The 16,053-nt window shown below is 41.6% G+C and carries 14 protein-coding genes; 6 read left to right on the forward strand and 8 right to left on the reverse strand.

The window, feature by feature from the left end; all coding sequences use genetic code 11:
- Positions 1-4: 4 nt before the first annotated feature.
- On the reverse strand, positions 5-2,107 hold the full coding sequence (gene feoB, locus AAW12_RS03115; RefSeq protein ID WP_046672151.1) for a ferrous iron transport protein B: 2,103 nt from the start codon (positions 2,105-2,107) through the stop codon (positions 5-7).
- Positions 2,107-2,346, reverse strand: coding sequence for a ferrous iron transport protein A (locus tag AAW12_RS03120; RefSeq protein WP_046672175.1), 240 nt, complete (start codon positions 2,344-2,346; stop codon positions 2,107-2,109). Before AAW12_RS03120 ends, feoB begins: the two co-directional genes overlap by 1 nt.
- A gap of 128 nt (positions 2,347-2,474) precedes the next feature.
- Here AAW12_RS03120 and AAW12_RS03125 point away from each other — a divergent pair, with 128 nt between their 5' ends.
- Complete coding sequence (locus AAW12_RS03125; RefSeq protein WP_046672152.1) at positions 2,475-2,924, forward strand: MarR family winged helix-turn-helix transcriptional regulator; 450 nt, start codon at positions 2,475-2,477, stop codon at positions 2,922-2,924.
- Between the two features lie 5 nt (positions 2,925-2,929).
- Here AAW12_RS03125 and AAW12_RS03130 read toward each other — a convergent pair whose 3' ends face one another.
- Positions 2,930-3,739: a ZIP family metal transporter gene (locus AAW12_RS03130; RefSeq protein ID WP_046672153.1), complete on the reverse strand. Its 810-nt coding sequence runs from the start codon at positions 3,737-3,739 to the stop codon at positions 2,930-2,932.
- Positions 3,739-4,320 (reverse strand): phosphatase PAP2 family protein, encoded by a 582-nt coding sequence (locus tag AAW12_RS03135; RefSeq protein WP_046672154.1) that lies wholly within the window; start codon positions 4,318-4,320, stop codon positions 3,739-3,741. Before AAW12_RS03135 ends, AAW12_RS03130 begins: the two co-directional genes overlap by 1 nt.
- Before the next feature lie 200 nt (positions 4,321-4,520).
- Here AAW12_RS03135 and glmM point away from each other — a divergent pair, with 200 nt between their 5' ends.
- Positions 4,521-5,903 (forward strand): phosphoglucosamine mutase, encoded by a 1,383-nt coding sequence (gene glmM, locus AAW12_RS03140; protein WP_046672155.1) that lies wholly within the window; start codon positions 4,521-4,523, stop codon positions 5,901-5,903.
- 88 nt (positions 5,904-5,991) lie between these two features.
- Positions 5,992-8,067: a Na+/H+ antiporter gene (locus tag AAW12_RS03145; RefSeq protein ID WP_084823062.1), complete on the forward strand. Its 2,076-nt coding sequence runs from the start codon at positions 5,992-5,994 to the stop codon at positions 8,065-8,067.
- Between the two features lie 100 nt (positions 8,068-8,167).
- Here the strand turns inward: AAW12_RS03145 and AAW12_RS03150 are convergent, their stop codons facing one another.
- The 4 genes from AAW12_RS03150 to AAW12_RS03165 form a co-directional block, all read right to left on the reverse strand.
- Positions 8,168-9,190: a WD40/YVTN/BNR-like repeat-containing protein gene (locus AAW12_RS03150; RefSeq protein WP_053003511.1), complete on the reverse strand. Its 1,023-nt coding sequence runs from the start codon at positions 9,188-9,190 to the stop codon at positions 8,168-8,170.
- A 13-nt stretch (positions 9,191-9,203) separates the two neighbouring features.
- The gene (locus tag AAW12_RS03155) at positions 9,204-9,677 is read right to left on the reverse strand and encodes a hypothetical protein (RefSeq protein ID WP_046672156.1); all 474 of its coding nucleotides are present in this window, start codon (positions 9,675-9,677) and stop codon (positions 9,204-9,206) included.
- Between the two features lies 1 nt (position 9,678).
- A complete protein-coding gene (locus AAW12_RS03160) occupies positions 9,679-10,167 on the reverse strand; it encodes a hypothetical protein (protein ID WP_231585192.1) in 489 nt (162 codons plus the stop codon).
- Between the two features lie 96 nt (positions 10,168-10,263).
- A complete protein-coding gene (locus AAW12_RS03165; RefSeq protein ID WP_046672158.1) occupies positions 10,264-11,286 on the reverse strand; it encodes a LacI family DNA-binding transcriptional regulator in 1,023 nt (340 codons plus the stop codon).
- A 123-nt stretch (positions 11,287-11,409) separates the two neighbouring features.
- Between AAW12_RS03165 and AAW12_RS03170 the strand changes: the two genes are divergently transcribed.
- The 3 genes from AAW12_RS03170 to AAW12_RS03180 are packed head-to-tail and all read left to right on the forward strand — an operon-like array spanning position 11,410 to position 15,952.
- Positions 11,410-12,894: a xylulokinase gene (locus AAW12_RS03170; protein WP_046672159.1), complete on the forward strand. Its 1,485-nt coding sequence runs from the start codon at positions 11,410-11,412 to the stop codon at positions 12,892-12,894.
- Between the two features lies 1 nt (position 12,895).
- Entirely contained in the window at positions 12,896-14,224 is a 1,329-nt protein-coding gene (xylA, locus tag AAW12_RS03175) for a xylose isomerase (protein WP_046672160.1), read from the forward strand.
- 51 nt (positions 14,225-14,275) lie between these two features.
- The gene (locus AAW12_RS03180; RefSeq protein WP_046672161.1) at positions 14,276-15,952 is read left to right on the forward strand and encodes a sodium/sugar symporter; all 1,677 of its coding nucleotides are present in this window, start codon (positions 14,276-14,278) and stop codon (positions 15,950-15,952) included.
- Positions 15,953-16,053 lie beyond the last annotated feature (101 nt).

Raw genomic sequence — 16,053 nt, forward strand, 5'->3', positions numbered from 1 at the left:
CTTTTTATTTTAAAAGTTGATAAGCAATCAAGGCACTGAAATAGGCCAAGCCTGTCATAAAACCAAGCTGTATCAAAGTCCATTTCCACGAGCCTGTTTCCCTCTTTACTGCTGCAATTGTACTCATACATTGCATCGCAAAAGCATAGAACAGTAATAAGGATACACCAGAAGCTAAATTGTAAGCTGGTAAACCGGTATTCCTGTTAATCTCGCTTTTCATTTTGCCCAATACCGTTGTTTTTGATGCTTCGTCTTCGATATCCACTTCGTCACCAAGGCTATAAACAGTGGCCATTGTGCCTACAAAAACTTCACGGGCAGCAAACGAAGAAATAAGACCTATGCCCATCTTCCAGTCATAGCCCAAGGGTTCAACAACAGGTTCAATAGCCATGCCAAGATAGCCAAGAAAAGAGTGTTCCAGGCGATAAGATGAAACTTCATGCTCCAAATCGCCATCGGACAGGTTGGGGTTATTTTTTGTTACATATTCTTCTGCCCGGCTAAATTTATCGTTCGGACCAAAACTACCCAATGCCCATAGGATAACGGAAATGGCCAAAATGATTTTACCTGCACCAAAGACAAAGCTTGACGCTTTTTCCCATACATTTAAGGCTACATTTTTCCAATCAGGCGTTTTGTAAGTGGGCAGTTCGAAGATTAAAAATGACTTATGTTTTGATTTGATGACTTTGGTCAGTACAATCGCGGATAGCAAGGCTGCAATTATTCCAAGTAGGTACATCACAAACAATACAATACCTTGTATTTGAAAGCCTCCAAATTTCGTGTCCGGTATCACCAGTCCGATCAGAACGATATAAATAGGGAGACGTGCTGAGCAGGTCATGAAAGGTGTTACCAGAATAGTGACCAGTCTTTCTTTGCTATTTTCGATATTACGTGCAGACATGACTGCAGGTACAGCGCAGGCTACTCCCGAAATCAATGGAATCACTGATTTTCCATTCAGACCAAAAGGACGAAGCCAGCGGTCCATCAAGAAAACTACGCGGCTCATATAGCCCGTTTCCTCCATGATCGAGATAAAGATGTATAAAATAACGATCTGCGGAATGAAAATTACAATTCCACCAATGCCTTTGATAATACCATTGCTGAGTAAGTCGGTCAATGGCCCTGCTGGCAATGCAGTTTGTGTATAAGCCGCGAGATCACCAAATAGGCCGTCGATGAAATCCATGGCTGGTCCGGACCAGGTGTAAATTGCCTGGAAGATTAAAAAGAGGATTCCAAAAAAGATGACATAGCCAAAGACGGGGTGAAGCAAGATGCTATCAATCGAATTGGTTTTGTTTTTATTAAAGGATTCATCCTTTGCATAGATTTCAGCAAGGCTGCTATCCAGGGATTTACTACGCAAAATGGCTTCGTCTTTTTGTAGTCTCTCGGCGCGTAGTTGATGTTTTTCACGGATTTGTTGAATCGCCTGATTTTTTTCTTTCGATAAAAAGGATACCTCGCCTTTGGCCAGGTATTGCCAGGTATGGTATTCCGTATCTAATGGAAAAAGACGTTTGGTTTCTTCTAATGCGGCATCAGCTTCCTTGGGTAGGCGGAATTTGCTAATATACATGGGCGGAACAGCATCAAAGTTTTTGATGAGCTGATCGACACCTTGTCCCGTACGTGCATTGGTTTCGTATACTTTTGTATTTAATAGCTGCTCAAGCTTTTGAACATCTATTGAAATTCCTTTTTCTTTAGCTTCATCGATCATATTGATGACAAAGATGGCCGGCAGACCGAGTTCCCGAGCTTGCTGATAAAGAATAATGGACCGCTTTAGGTTCGTAGGTTCAGCGACGACAACGACAAGATTTGGTCTAAAACTACTTTCTTTATTGACTAAAGTGTTGAAAACAACTTCTTCATCCAATGAACTTGGGAACAGGGTATATGTTCCCGGTAAATCAATAATACGATAAACTTTGTTATTGGCTTTTACTTGCCCCTCACGTTTTTCGACCGTAATACCGGGATAGTTTCCTACTTTCTGATTTAATTTTGTAATCCGGTTAAATAGAGATGTTTTACCCACATTTGGATTACCCAAAAGTGCAATAATCGGGTTATTCATTATTTCTGATCAATAAGGATGACTTTAGCTTCTGATTTGCGGATAGCAATTAAGGCGTTATTAGCACTAATATTTAGACAAATGGGGCCATCCAAAGGCGCGATATGCTTCACTTCTACCTCAGTACCGGGTATAAACCCCAATTCGAAAAATTTAGCTGGAATTTCGTGCGAATCAAAATCTATAATTACCGCTTTTTCCCCTTTTTTTAGCTTATCTAAGCTAGTTCTATTACGCATCTGCCTGTTTTTTTGAATTCTCCAAATATACAGAATTTCTACCATTTAGAATGATTCTAATGTCATAGTTATGTATTTAGTAAAAAACAGCTATCTTTACTATTCAGAACGATTAATTATCAACCAGAATGAAGATTGAGGACGAAATCAAAGTAAGTAAATTCAGCAATGAATGGCATCGTTGTACGGTAAATATTCTATATACGTACAATTGGATTAACAATGAGCTTGAACAGCGAGCTGCCAAAGAAGGGATCACTTTGAAACAGTTTAATGTCTTGCGCATATTGAGGGGCCAATATCCTAAGCCTGCAACAAACAATCTGATTAAATCAAGAATGTTGAGTACTACCCCGGATATCTCGCGTATGATTGATCGCATGGTTTCCAAAGAATTGGTTTCACGTTGTCAATCGGGGGGGGATAAAAGAGCTGTGGATTTGGTTATCACCGAGAAGGGCTTGGAGATTCTTAAAAATCTAGATGACGAAATGCTGATGAAGGATCTTTTACCCAATCGAATTAGCGAAGAAGAGGCAATGACGTTAAGTGCGCTGTTGGATAAACTTCGCGGCTAAAGAAATTAATGCGCATGGTCATGATGTTCATGATCATGCGGTTGTTGGTGTTGATCGTGCCCATGGTCATGTTCTCCGACAAATAAGAAACTTCCCAGTGCAATAGCAACACCTGCTATCACAGCAATCATTTTCTTTTTATTGAATTTATGATGGTCAATGGAGCCCGATTCAAAAAGTATCGTCGTCGATATGTGCAAGAAGATACCAATAACCACGGCCATGATTTTATCAAAATATTGCTGGATATTGCCTACTTCACCAGCACTGATGGCTTTGCTCAGTAAAAAGCCAAAAGGGGTCATTGCCGCAAATAACGCCAGTGTAATGAGGATGGTATTTTTCTTTAAATGTGTGCTTATTAGAATACTGCCCAATGCAAATGCCGCCGGAATGTGGTGGATGGATATACCTAATGCAAGTTCAGTCTGATGTGTTGCTGCAAGTGGCATTCCTTCAAGGAAAGCATGGAGACATAGACTGAACATAATACCGATGGGAAAACGATGGCTGTGATGGCCGTGATCATTGTCGGTATGGATATGGCCATGCTCGATCCCTTGGGAGAACTGCTCCAGGAAAAGTTGAAAAAGAAAACCGGCAAGGACGTAGATACCTAATACTTCAGGGGAAGTATTGTTGGATTGATAGACATGCGGAATCAGGTGAAGTACAGTAATAGAGAATAAATACGCTCCACTGAAAGAAAGGATGAGTTTAAGGAAACTGGTTCCTTTCTTTTGTACAAAAAATACAGCGATTCCACTTGCAAATGCAGGTATGAATAAAATTAAAATCAATAAAATTGAATTCATTATATCTGTTCAGTTTTAAAAAAGCTAGGCACAAAACGTTTGAATAAGTAGCCTGTTGCCAATCCAACCAGAATACCTAAGGCTGAACCACACAGGACATCAAACGGGTAATGGACTCCAACATAAATTTGAGAGACTGAAATTAGGGTTGCCCAGGTAATACAAAGCCAAAGCGCATGTTTCCATCGTCTCCGGAAAAGTACAATCCAGAAAAAAGCCAGGGAAAAATGATTGGCCGCATGAGAAGAGGTGAAGCTGAAGCCCGAGCCACATCGCACACGGATGTTGACATTTTCTTTAAACTCCACGTCGTTACACGGTCTGATCCTTTTTACAGTCTTTTTGATCAAATGAGAGGATATACCATCGGAAATTCCGAAGGTAACCAAGGTCATGGCAACAATTAGGATCCCTGTTTTTCCATAGGTCTTAATGAAAAATATGATCAGAAATAAATACAAGGGTGCCCATGTGTATGGATTGCGTAATATCGGCAATAACCAATCAAACACGGGGTTACTCAAGCCTTGATTAATGGCTAGAAAAATCTCTTGATCGATGTGTACTAATTGTTGAATCATAAATGTTGCTGATGACAATGAAATTCCCAAACTTTAAAAACTCACTTTTCAAAAGTAAAAATAATTTCATTGCAAACGGTTGTTTCTTTTAAAAACAACTTTGTTGCAACAAATATACGTTAAATATTCATTAATTATAATTTTAATTCGATATTTTATTGCCATTGTGCTAAATTTACACGTTAATCAATTCAAAAGAAATGACTTTAATTAAATCAATATCAGGAATACGAGGTACGATCGGGGGGCGTGCTGGAGAGGCGCTTACCCCAATAGATATCGTTAAGTTTACAGCTGCTTATGGCAAAATAATTGTTAAGCAGAGTGGTATCAAAAAAATTGTTGTTGGAAGAGATGCGCGTGTTTCTGGTGAGATGGTAAGTAATTTGGTGATTGGAACCCTGCAAAGCATCGGTGTTGATGTGATTGACCTGGGTCTTTCAACAACGCCAACGGTAGAGATTGCCGTACCGATGGAAAAAGCAGCGGGTGGTATTATTTTGACTGCTTCACACAACCCAGGGCAATGGAATGCACTAAAGTTATTGAATGCAAAGGGCGAATTCATTTCAGATGCCGAAGGGCAAGAGGTGTTGGCACTTGGTGAATCTTTAGACTTTGATTTTTCCGAAGTGGAAGAACTGGGACAAGTTCATAAAGATTATTCTTACTTACAGAAACATGTAGACGCTGTGTTGGCGTTGGAATATGTGGATAAAGAAGCCATCAAAGCGGCTAATTTTAAAGTTGCTTTGGATGCCGTTAACAGTACTGGTGGTACATTTATACCAGCGTTGTTGGATGCGCTTGGCGTGCAGACAATCTATAAAATCCATTGTGAGCCGAATGGTCAATTTCCGCATAATCCAGAACCATTGAAAGAGAATTTGACGGATCTATCGGCTGCGGTTATTGAACACAAAGCTGATTTAGGGATTGCCGTAGATCCGGATGTAGATCGATTGGTCTTTATGATGGAGGATGGCGAGCTATTTGGTGAAGAATATACCCTAGTTGCCGTAGCGGACTATTTATTGCAGCATAAAAAAGGAAATACCGTTTCCAATTTATCTTCTACACGCGCACTACGTGATGTGACTAAAGCACATGGTGGCGAGTACTATGCGGCGGCTGTGGGCGAAGTCAACGTGGTTACAAAGATGAAAGAAGTCGATGCTGTCATCGGCGGAGAAGGAAATGGTGGTGTTATTTATCCAGCATCTCACTATGGTCGTGATGCGCTGGTGGGCGTAGCCATCTTCTTGACACATTTGGCTAAGCTTGGTAAAAAAGCCTCCGTATACCGTGCTTCTTTACCGCAATACTTTATGTCAAAAAACAAGATCACGCTGACTCCGGAATTGGACATTGACAACCTATTGGCCAAAATGGAGGAAAAATATAAGCATGAAGACCATTCGACAATCGATGGCTTGAAAATAGACTTTGAAAATGAATGGGTGCATTTGCGTAAATCGAATACCGAACCGATTATTCGGATTTACTCGGAGGGACCTACGCCTGAAGCTGCTGAGCAGATCGCGCAGCGGATTATCAGCGAAATTGAAGAAATAATTAAATAAAAACAAAAAGCTGCATACGCAGCTTTTTGTTTTAAGACTGATCGCAGCGAAAGCGTATTGTCTGAGCGATTACGAAGTTTTATAATGTATGATTAGAAAGATCATTTTAGGTACGTATTGTTTTCTTAGTTTAATCTTATTTGTTTTTCCGACAAATGCCCAGCAGCCTATGGACGAAATCAATGAGCTGTTAGATCGTTGGCACAAAACCTCGGGCGAGGTAAAGTATGGCCCGTTTTTGAATGTTATTGCTTCAGATGGCGTTATTTTGGGTACCGATCATGATGAAAGATGGGATAAAGCACATGCAGAGAAGTTCTCCGGTCAATATTTCAATCCAAAAAATGCCTGGACCTACACCTATGATAAGCGGCATATCAGCTTTAATGCAGATAGTACAACAGCTTGGTTTGATGAATCTTTTAAGATCAATACCAAGTCTTTTCGTGGCGTGGGGGTATTAAGTAAGCTGGACAATGAATGGAAGCTTCGTCAATATAGCATGTCCATGTCGGCTCCCTATGCGGATGTAAAAGCGGCCGTAGGCGGAAAGGCAGGTCAGAAAATTCACAGTAATCTCTTGTTGGTTATGGTGCTGTTTTTCTTTATGGCCATGTTATTTGTGCTGAGTCAACGCTTAAAAATCTCTTACCCCATCCTGTTGGTTATTGGCGGACTGGTGATTTCGCTGATTCCGGGCGCGCCTGTTATTAGTGTTGATCCCGATATCGTATTTATGGTGTTTTTGCCACCTTTGCTTTTCGAAGCAGCCTGGTATACCAATTGGGGGAATTTTCTAAAATGGCGACGGTCTATTTTCATCATGGGCTTTGGTTTAGTCTTTTTCACATCATTGGCCATTGCCTACTTTTCGGTCAGTATTATTCCTGGGTTTACCTTAGCGCTGGGCTTTTTACTGGGTGGGATTATCTCTCCCCCAGATGCCGTGGCCGCGAGTTCTGTCCTGAAGGGGGTAAGTATTCCTAAACGGGGAATTGCAATATTGGAAGGAGAAAGCTTGGTCAATGATGCGGCCTCATTAACTGTCTTTAGATTTGCCTCCATCGCGATTCTTACTGGTCAGTTCGTAATGAGCAATGCGACGACACAGTTTTTGATGTTATCGGTCATGGGCGTTGTCGTTGGTTTGGTCATCGGTCACATCCTCTATATCTTCTTACGTTATGTCGCTAAATCGTCCAGTATTTCAACACCCATTACCCTCATCGCGCCTTATTTAATGTATATTGTTGCAGAGCATTTTGAGTGGTCGGGGGTCTTGGCGGTGGTTAGTGGTGGATTGTTTCTTTCCTTCCGGGCAGGCGATTACCTCAACTACCATACGCGCATCCAGACGAAGGAGGTTTGGGCGACAGTGGGCTTTCTATTAAATGGATTTGTTTTTATTTTAATTGGACTTGAGCTTCCGGTGATCATCAATGGATTGGGTGAATACTCCATGGAGGAAGCTATTGATTATGCCTTGGCGATCTGTGTAATTGTTATTGTTTTGCGCTTAATCGCCGTTTATCTTTCGGCTTTTGTTCCCAGAATATTATTCAAACGGGTTCGCATCAAGGAAAAGAGTCCGGGGTGGAAACTGCCCCTGGTCGTTGGCTGGGCCGGGATGAGAGGCGTGGTTTCTTTGGCGTCAGCATTAGCGATTCCATTGACTTTATACGATGGAACGGCCTTCCCGCACCGAAATCTGATTTTGTTCATTACGTTTGTGGTTATTTTGGTAACACTCGTTTTTCAGGGGCTTACATTGCCTTTGTTGATTAAATTGATAAAAATTGAGGAAGTCGACGAGCAAGCTTCAATGGAAGAGCAAATTGATGAGATCCGTGTACGGCTTGGCAAAGAATCTATTGCATATCTGGATAAACATTATGCAAAAGAAATGCTGGAACATGAGACCATCGCTCGCGTCAAAGAGCAGATTATCCGAAGCGTAAATGCATCCGAACGAGCGAAAGAAGAGGATACGCGCGCGCAGCTTTCGGCAGTAAGGGGGCTCTATAATAAAATTATGCTGGAACTTTTGGCGCTGCGTCGTGATGGTCTGTACAAGATCAAGGAAAGCAAGGCTTTTGACAGCGATGTCATTAAAGAGATCGAGTATTCCCTGGATTTGGAGGAATCGCGTTTGTCGCGTAAGTAGTTATTTATAAGTGCGTAAATCTCGGTTTTGGACGACAAAACCTAGCGGCACAGTGCTGCAAAAAATAGTGTGTAGTGTTGCAGGAAATAGCGAATTTAGCTTATAATGCTAAATTCGCTATTTTGCCTTTATCGCCCACTAAAAATATCGCTCGACCTTTTTTTGCCTTTTGGACGGCATTGAAACTTTCCTTTCCAATAGGCGTCCAGTTTTTTCCGCCGTCATTCGATAGGTCTGTACCCGAAGTGCCCGTGCTGATCAGCTGTTTTTTTGAAAGATAAATAACGGCCGACTTAAAGCCAGCGGGTGCTGTCTGTGGTGCAGACCATGTTTTGCCGCCATCGTTGGTTAGCAGGCTATTTTTGTCTTTGTTTTTATCCGCTTTGTAATCGCCACCGACGACAATACCCGTTTTTGATGTGTTAAATGCGACAGAAAAAGGGCCGGTGCTATTTGTGCCCTGAATGATGGGGCAGCTGTAACGTTGCCATGTGTTACCCTGATCCTTGCTGCTGTAGATATTGGAAACTGTCCCACCTGTGGCAATCCAATATGTTCCGTTGTTATCGCAATATATTGATGTTCCACTGGCTGCAAAACCGGCCTCGCCATCGGTAATGGTAAAGTGCATATTCGGGGATATATCTTTCCAGGACCTTCCGAAATCGGTGCTTTTCAATAGCGGCATTTTTCCCTGAATGGCGTCGCCAAAGGCAATACCGACCCCTTTTGATGTAAAAGCAAAACCGTCATAAAATATTTCGGGCCGCTTGTCATTGAATACTTCTTTCCAGCTTCGACCACCATCCTGTGTGCTTAAGATAATGGCAGGGGAACCGGCCGATATAATTAAGGCTTCATGCTCATCAAATGCTTCGATATCCCTAAAATCTGTTTTTTCGTAGCCAATTGGATTGACCCACTGCCAGTTTTTTCCAGCATCGGTGCTGAGCCCAACTGTTCCATTGCTTCCGCTTACCCATAGAGTTGTATCATCAACTACACTTAAACCTCTGTAGCTGCTATTTCGTTCTTGATTTACGATGTTAATTTTTGCTTGTTGAGCACTCAAATGGCTCAGGAGAAAGGTTTGGACAATAAGGGCCAGAAATAAAGGTTTCATGTGGTTATGCTTTTTATTTAAACAAATCTACTCGTCTTTTTGAAACTTTCCCCTGTTTTTTTAAGATTGTTTTGCGGAGCTGGAGAAATCCAACGGTCATTTTCCGTGATGATTTAAAATAAGGGATACTCAATACGACCAACAGTGCGATGCAGGCCGAAGTTCCAAGTGCTCCACCGTAGCCGGTGAAAAATTTACTTGTATTAAGCAGAATCGTTGTAAAGATAATGCCGGCAAGGGCTAAACCAAAATAAGTTGATAACTGACTTTTTGATACCATACCTATAAATGATGCACCGATAAAAATCGGCGGAATATATTGCGCAAGATAGGGCGAAACACTTTGTGGGAAGAAATGAAGAAAACCTGCGATAAATAATGTCAGCAATGCTGAGGAACGCACTGCTCCTTGGTGAAATTTGGTATTGACATAGTAGGTCGCTGTGCTCCCTATAACTCCAACGAGGTATAAAATGAATGTTTCCATATTACTTAAAAATGTATAACAGGAGGTAAGTCAGTGAAACACCCAGGAAGGCCAATGTTCCTAGTTTACCGCCGACACCATTTAATAAACTTTTCGATACGATCAGAAAGATCGCTGTAAAAATACTGGCTGCTAAAATAAAAGAGAACCCATGCGCTACCTGCGCATTGGACATCCCTACGAATGCGCCGCAATAAATTGCTGCTGGAAGGTGGGGTAGATAGCTTGAATTTTTGTTGATGTTGGGAATAAACGAGGCGATGGTGCCTGTCAGCGCAGCTCCCAAAACAGGACCCAAACCGAAGATCTGATTGAAATAGTACGATGAAATCGCTCCTACAGGTACCCAAATAGCAATTTTAATCGATTCAAATTCATGCCTGTGATGATGAATGGGCGACTTGAGGTAACTGTATAAGATCAGTAAGGACAGTAGGCCGATAAAAGCCAATATAATATAAGAATGTGTGTTTTCTACAAAGATGGCCACTAAAAAAAGGGCCTGAATGACAAATAATAAACAGATGCTTATTATCCTAAATTTCTGCCGGGCTTGCATTTAAATAAATTTAGGCAAAGGTACTGATTATTTGTCTATTCTATTGGTAGATTTTCTTTTTATCAATATAGGGTCAAGAACAATCTGTTCGATTGCTTCGTACGGACTTTTTTGTTTGACCATTTTCAGAAAGAGCTTGGCACATTCTTCGCCCATTTTGTTGGCCTGCTGGTCGATACTTGACAGTGTGGGGGTGATAAAGGAAGAAAAGGTCTGGTTTGCAAAACCGATCACACCAGTTGTTGGAATAGCAATATTTGCAGTTTTTAATGCTTGTATTATCCCGACAGCTGTAAAGTCATCGCCACCAATAAAGGCGTCAGGTTGGATTGCAGATTTCAGAATCTGTTCGGTTCCTTTGATACCGGCTTCAATGGATAAGTCGCCGCGAATGATAAAGTCTTCCTGCAGGGGAATCTGCGCGTCTTTTAGGGCGGCTTCGAAACCATGGAAGCGATCCTGAAAAATCGCTATTTCTTTATCCGTTGTGATAAAGGCAATATTTTTGTAGCCCTGTTCAAGTAAATGCTGTGTTGCGAGGTAGCCTGCTTTAAAATCATCAAGTTTGACCACGGGAGCAGGAATATTTTTATGCGTACGGTCAAAAATAACCAAACATTTGCGCTGATTGATCACTTCCTGAAAATGTTGGGTTTCTTGCGTTTCCAGTGATAGCGAAGCAATAATGCCGTCAACCTGGGCTTCCAGTAAAGTTTTCACGCCATTAACTTCATCCTCAAAAGATTCATTCGATTGATAAAGCAATAGACTATAATTGTGTTTTTTTAACTCTTTTTCAATACTATGTACCGCCTCTGCAAAAAAATGAATTTGCATGGTCGGTACGATGACTCCAATTGTATTGGACTTGCCCGAGGAAAGGGAGGAAGCTAGCTTATTGACACTATAATTTAATTCCTTTGCTTTGTCAAGCACAAGCTTGCGTGTCGCCTCGCTGATCGTAGGCACATTGTTCAATGCGCGCGATACGGTAGAGACTGTCACTCCAAGCGCACGGGCAATATCGTAAATTGTCGTTTTTTTATTCACGCTCCAAAGTAAATAATTTTATTTAATATTTTGATAATTCAGAAACATATCCTACTTTTATGCAACCGGTTGCAATGTTTGTTTCCGCCTTTGTTTTAAAATAACCAGTTTCAATTAATTACCATGTATTTATTAGGTATAGACGTAGGTACTTCTTCCGTAAAGGTTTCGATTGTTGAGGCATCATCGCAACGCAAGGTTTGCTCGGTGCAATATCCGGACGTAGAAGCTCCCATTATAACGGTGGAGCCCAATTGGGCTGAACAAAACCCGCTCGATTGGTGGGACTACTTTAAACAGGCTTTATTGAAGGCAAATGCGTTAGGGTTATACGATCCCAAAGCGATTTCCGCCATTGGTATTGCCTATCAGATGCACGGCTTAGTCATCGTCGATAAAGATCAGAACGTGTTGCGAAATGCAATTATCTGGTGCGATAGCAGGGCTGTAGAAATAGGGAATGCTGCTTTCGATGAAATAGGAAGATCTTTTAATCTGAGCCATCACTTGAATTCTCCGGGAAATTTTACGGCGTCTAAGCTGGCTTGGGTGAAGGCTAATGAACCGGCGATCTATGAAAAAATAGATAAGATCATGCTGCCGGGCGATTTTATCGCCATGAAACTTTCGGGACAGGTGACAACTTCCATATCAGCCTTGTCTGAGGGAATATTTTGGGATTTCAAAAACAATAAGCTGTCGGATACCATCATGGATTATTATGGCTTTGAGGATCATCTTATTCCTGAGATCTTACCCGTGTTTTCGACCCATGGACAGATTAAAACAGCTGTTGCCGAGGAGCTTGGCCTCTCTGGCACGGTGACTATCAATTATAAAGCTGGTGACCAGCCCAACAATGCACTTTCCCTCAATGTCCTTCAACCTGGCGAAGTTGCCGCGACCGCGGGTACTTCAGGGGTTATCTATGGGGTGAGCGACCAGTTGATTGCAGACCGTGAATCGCGCGTCAATACATTTGCACACGTCAATTATCGCGAGGACGATATCCGTACAGGGGTTTTGCTCTGTATCAATGGGACCGGTATTATGAATAGTTGGGGCAGAAGGTTACTGGGGCGTGATTTATCCTATGAACAGATTAATGCACTGGCCGGCGCATCACCTATTGGTAGCAAAGGATTACAGGTTGTCCCATTCGGCAATGGCGCCGAACGCATGCTCAATAACCAAACAGTGGGAGCTTCAATTACCGCGATAGATTTGAACAGACATGAGACAAGCGATATTTTACGCGCTATACAGGAAGGGATTGCCTATGCCTTCCGCTATGGCCTGGATATCATGCGTGAAAACAATTTGTATCCAAATATGATTCGTGCCGGGTATGCAAATTTATTCTTGAGCTCCGTTTTTAGGGAGTCATTTGTGGGGGCAACAAACGTTCCTGTGGAGATCTTCAATCACGACGGGAGTATTGGAGCCGCTCTTGGAGCCGGTATAGGGAGTGGCTATTATGCAGACTTTACAGAAGCATTTCGTTCGTTGAAGCCTGTGTATACTGTCGAACCGCAATTTGTAGCTCAATATGAGGAGCATTATCAGCAATGGAAGGAAGTATTAAACAAACAAATAAATAAAAAATAAGATGAATATTATCAAAGGGAAAAAGGAATTTTTCAAAGGCATTGGTCAAATTCAATTCGAAGGAAAAGACAGTACAAATCCATTGGCTTTCCGTTATTACAATCCAAAACAGCTTGTTGCCGGCAAGACCATGGAAGAGTATTTTAAGTTCGCCTGTTCGTATTGGCATTCGTTCAATGGTAACGGTTCGGATCCATTTGGCGGACCCACACATCAATTTCCGTGGGATGAAAGCGGTGATGTGATCACTAGGGCAAAAGATAAAATGGATGCAGCATTCGAATTTATCAGTAAAATAAACATTCCCTATTACTGCTTCCATGATGTCGATTTGGTTGACTATTCGGATAATGTTGTTGAAAATGAAAAACGCCTTTCCACGATTGTTGATTATGCGAAGGAAAAACAACAGGAAAGCGGAATAAAATTGCTTTGGGGTACAGCCAATCTTTTTAGCCATAAACGCTATATGAATGGTGCCGCAACGAATCCGGATTTTCATGTCCTTGCACACGGTGGTGCTCAGGTAAAGGCAGCATTGGACGCAACGATCGCACTCGGTGGTGAAAACTATGTGTTCTGGGGTGGAAGAGAAGGGTATATGAGCCTTTTAAACACCAACATGAAGCGTGAGCAGGAACATCTTGCACAGTTTTTACATATGGCCAAGGATTATGCCCGTAAAAATGGTTTTAAAGGAACTTTCTTTATTGAGCCGAAACCATGTGAGCCTACAAAACATCAGTATGACTATGACGCGGCTACCGTGCTGGGCTTTCTACGTCAGTACAATCTTTTGGATGACTTTAAATTAAATTTAGAGGTAAATCATGCTACTTTGGCCGGACATACTTTTCAACACGAGTTACAGGTCGCTGTAGATGCAGGTAAATTGGGTTCGATTGATGCCAACCGCGGTGATTATCAAAATGGATGGGATACGGATCAATTTCCGAATGATATCAATGAATTGACCGAAGCCATGTTGATTATTTTAGAAGGTGGTGGATTCCAAGGTGGAGGTGTGAATTTTGATGCCAAAATCCGTCGGAATTCGACAGATCCCGAAGATTTGTTTTATGCACATATCGGTGGTATGGATATTTTTGCACGCGCACTTCTTACCGCAGCGCATATTCTCGAAGATTCGGATTATAAAAAAATACGGGCCGATCGCTATGCTTCTTTTGATAAAGGCCATGGCGCATCATTCGAAGAGCGGACCTTAACGTTGGAGAACTTAAGGGATTTAGCGGTAGAATTGGGAGAGCCCAAAACGATTAGTGGTAAGCAGGAGTATTTAGAAAATTTGGTCAATAGATATATATAGTTCTAAAAATATTTCTATATTAGGCGATCAAATTAAACCAATTACCAATACATGAATAATTATTTAAGCACAAAAGATTACATCGTTTTCCTGATATACTTTGTTATTGTGGCAGGTTACGGATTATGGGTGTATTATCGCAAAAAATCTGAATCTGTAGGTTCGAAAGACTATTTCTTGGCTGAGGGGTCTCTAACTTGGTGGGCTATTGGAGCCTCACTTATTGCATCCAATATTTCGGCCGAGCAATTTATCGGAATGAGCGGTTCCGGATTTAAGATGGGATTGGCCATTGCGACTTACGAGTGGATGGCTGCTATCACACTGATTGTGGTTGCGGTATTTTTTATCCCGGTATATTTAAAGAACAAGATCTTTACGATGCCACAGTTTCTCCATAAACGGTATAATGGAACTGTAGCGATGATCATGGCCGTTTTCTGGTTATTGTTGTATGTTGTCGTTAATTTGACATCCATCCTCTATTTGGGAGCCATTGCGGTCAGCAGCATTTCCGGTATCAGTCTGGAAGCCTGTATGTATGCCATTGCGATTTTTGCGGTGATCATTACATTGGGGGGGATGAAAGTAATCGGCTATACAGATATTATTCAGGTTTTCTTTCTGGTATTGGGTGGTTTGGCGACCACTTACCTGGCCTTGAACCTCGTTTCAGAGCACTATGGTGGCTCAGGAGTATTGGAAGGCTATCATTTGATGACCGAAAAAGCTTCCGACCACTTCCATATGATTCTGGATCGTAAAAACGAGAACTATCTCGATTTACCTGGGCTAACCGTATTGATCGGGGGGATGTGGATCGTTAATTTGAACTACTGGGGATGTAATCAATACATCACGCAACGCGCACTTGGAGCAGATTTGAAAACCGCGAGAAACGGTATTTTGTTTGCAGCATTTCTGAAGTTATTAATGCCTATTATTGTGGTGTTGCCAGGTATTGCAGCTTATGTCATGTGGAAAGATGGCCTGTTCCAGAATGAAATGATGCAACATGGAGAGGTAAATCCGGATCATGCTTACCCAGTTTTATTGAATTTATTGCCAGCTGGTTTGAAGGGACTGTCGTTTGCAGCCTTGACAGCGGCGGTGGTTGCTTCTTTGGCAGGTAAAGCAAACAGTATCGCAACAATCTTCTCCTTGGATATTTATAAAAAAGTATTCAATACAGAAGCATCGGACAAGAAATTGGTCAACATCGGCAAGCTAACTGTTGTGGTTGCCATGATTTTGGGCGTGCTGATTGCTCCACATTTGGGTATTGATAAAAAAGGTGGATTCCAATATATTCAGGAATATACAGGTTTTGTATCTCCAGGTATTTTTGCGATGTTCATTTTAGGATTCTTCTGGAAGAAAGCAACTTCAAATGCCGCTTTGTTTGCGACAATTGGAGGTTTTATTTTCTCCATCATCTTCAAAAAATTGCCGGATTGGGTCGATCTGTCATTCTTGTCATCGACAGGTTTCTCTGTTCCGAATCCAACAACAGGAGTGTACGAAATTCCATTTTTGGATAGAATGGGGTTTGTTTTCGTGATTTGTGTCATCGGTATGATTCTCATCAGTATTATCGACAATAAGCGTGGTGTCGTGCCAGCTGGATTGGAAGTTGATACCACGATGTTTAAACCACACCGGGCGTTTTTGGTTATCGCATTGATCGTAGCGCTATTGGTTACAGCCTTATATTCTATTTATTGGTAAACCAAGAGCAAATAAGATTTGAAAAACTCCTGTCAATCTCGGTTGATAGGAGTTTTTTGTTTGTTTTAAAAATACCTATCTTGGTTTTACTAAAACCATTG

Origin of the sequence: Sphingobacterium sp. Ag1, from assembly GCF_000988325.1 — a bacterium.
Taxonomy (GTDB): Bacteria; Bacteroidota; Bacteroidia; order Sphingobacteriales; family Sphingobacteriaceae; genus Sphingobacterium.

Coding starts and splice junctions, on each gene's coding strand:
- feoB (WP_046672151.1), bottom strand. CDS start 2,107: ATGAATAACCCGATTATTGCACTTTTGGGTAATCCAAATGTGGGTAAA.
- AAW12_RS03120 (WP_046672175.1), bottom strand. CDS start 2,346: ATGCGTAATAGAACTAGCTTAGATAAGCTAAAAAAAGGGGAAAAAGCG.
- AAW12_RS03125 (WP_046672152.1), top strand. CDS start 2,475: ATGAAGATTGAGGACGAAATCAAAGTAAGTAAATTCAGCAATGAATGG.
- AAW12_RS03130 (WP_046672153.1), bottom strand. CDS start 3,739: ATGAATTCAATTTTATTGATTTTAATTTTATTCATACCTGCATTTGCA.
- AAW12_RS03135 (WP_046672154.1), bottom strand. CDS start 4,320: ATGATTCAACAATTAGTACACATCGATCAAGAGATTTTTCTAGCCATT.
- glmM (WP_046672155.1), top strand. CDS start 4,521: ATGACTTTAATTAAATCAATATCAGGAATACGAGGTACGATCGGGGGG.
- AAW12_RS03145 (WP_084823062.1), top strand. CDS start 5,992: ATGATTAGAAAGATCATTTTAGGTACGTATTGTTTTCTTAGTTTAATC.
- AAW12_RS03150 (WP_053003511.1), bottom strand. CDS start 9,190: ATGAAACCTTTATTTCTGGCCCTTATTGTCCAAACCTTTCTCCTGAGC.
- AAW12_RS03155 (WP_046672156.1), bottom strand. CDS start 9,677: ATGGAAACATTCATTTTATACCTCGTTGGAGTTATAGGGAGCACAGCG.
- AAW12_RS03170 (WP_046672159.1), top strand. CDS start 11,410: ATGTATTTATTAGGTATAGACGTAGGTACTTCTTCCGTAAAGGTTTCG.
- xylA (WP_046672160.1), top strand. CDS start 12,896: ATGAATATTATCAAAGGGAAAAAGGAATTTTTCAAAGGCATTGGTCAA.
- AAW12_RS03180 (WP_046672161.1), top strand. CDS start 14,276: ATGAATAATTATTTAAGCACAAAAGATTACATCGTTTTCCTGATATAC.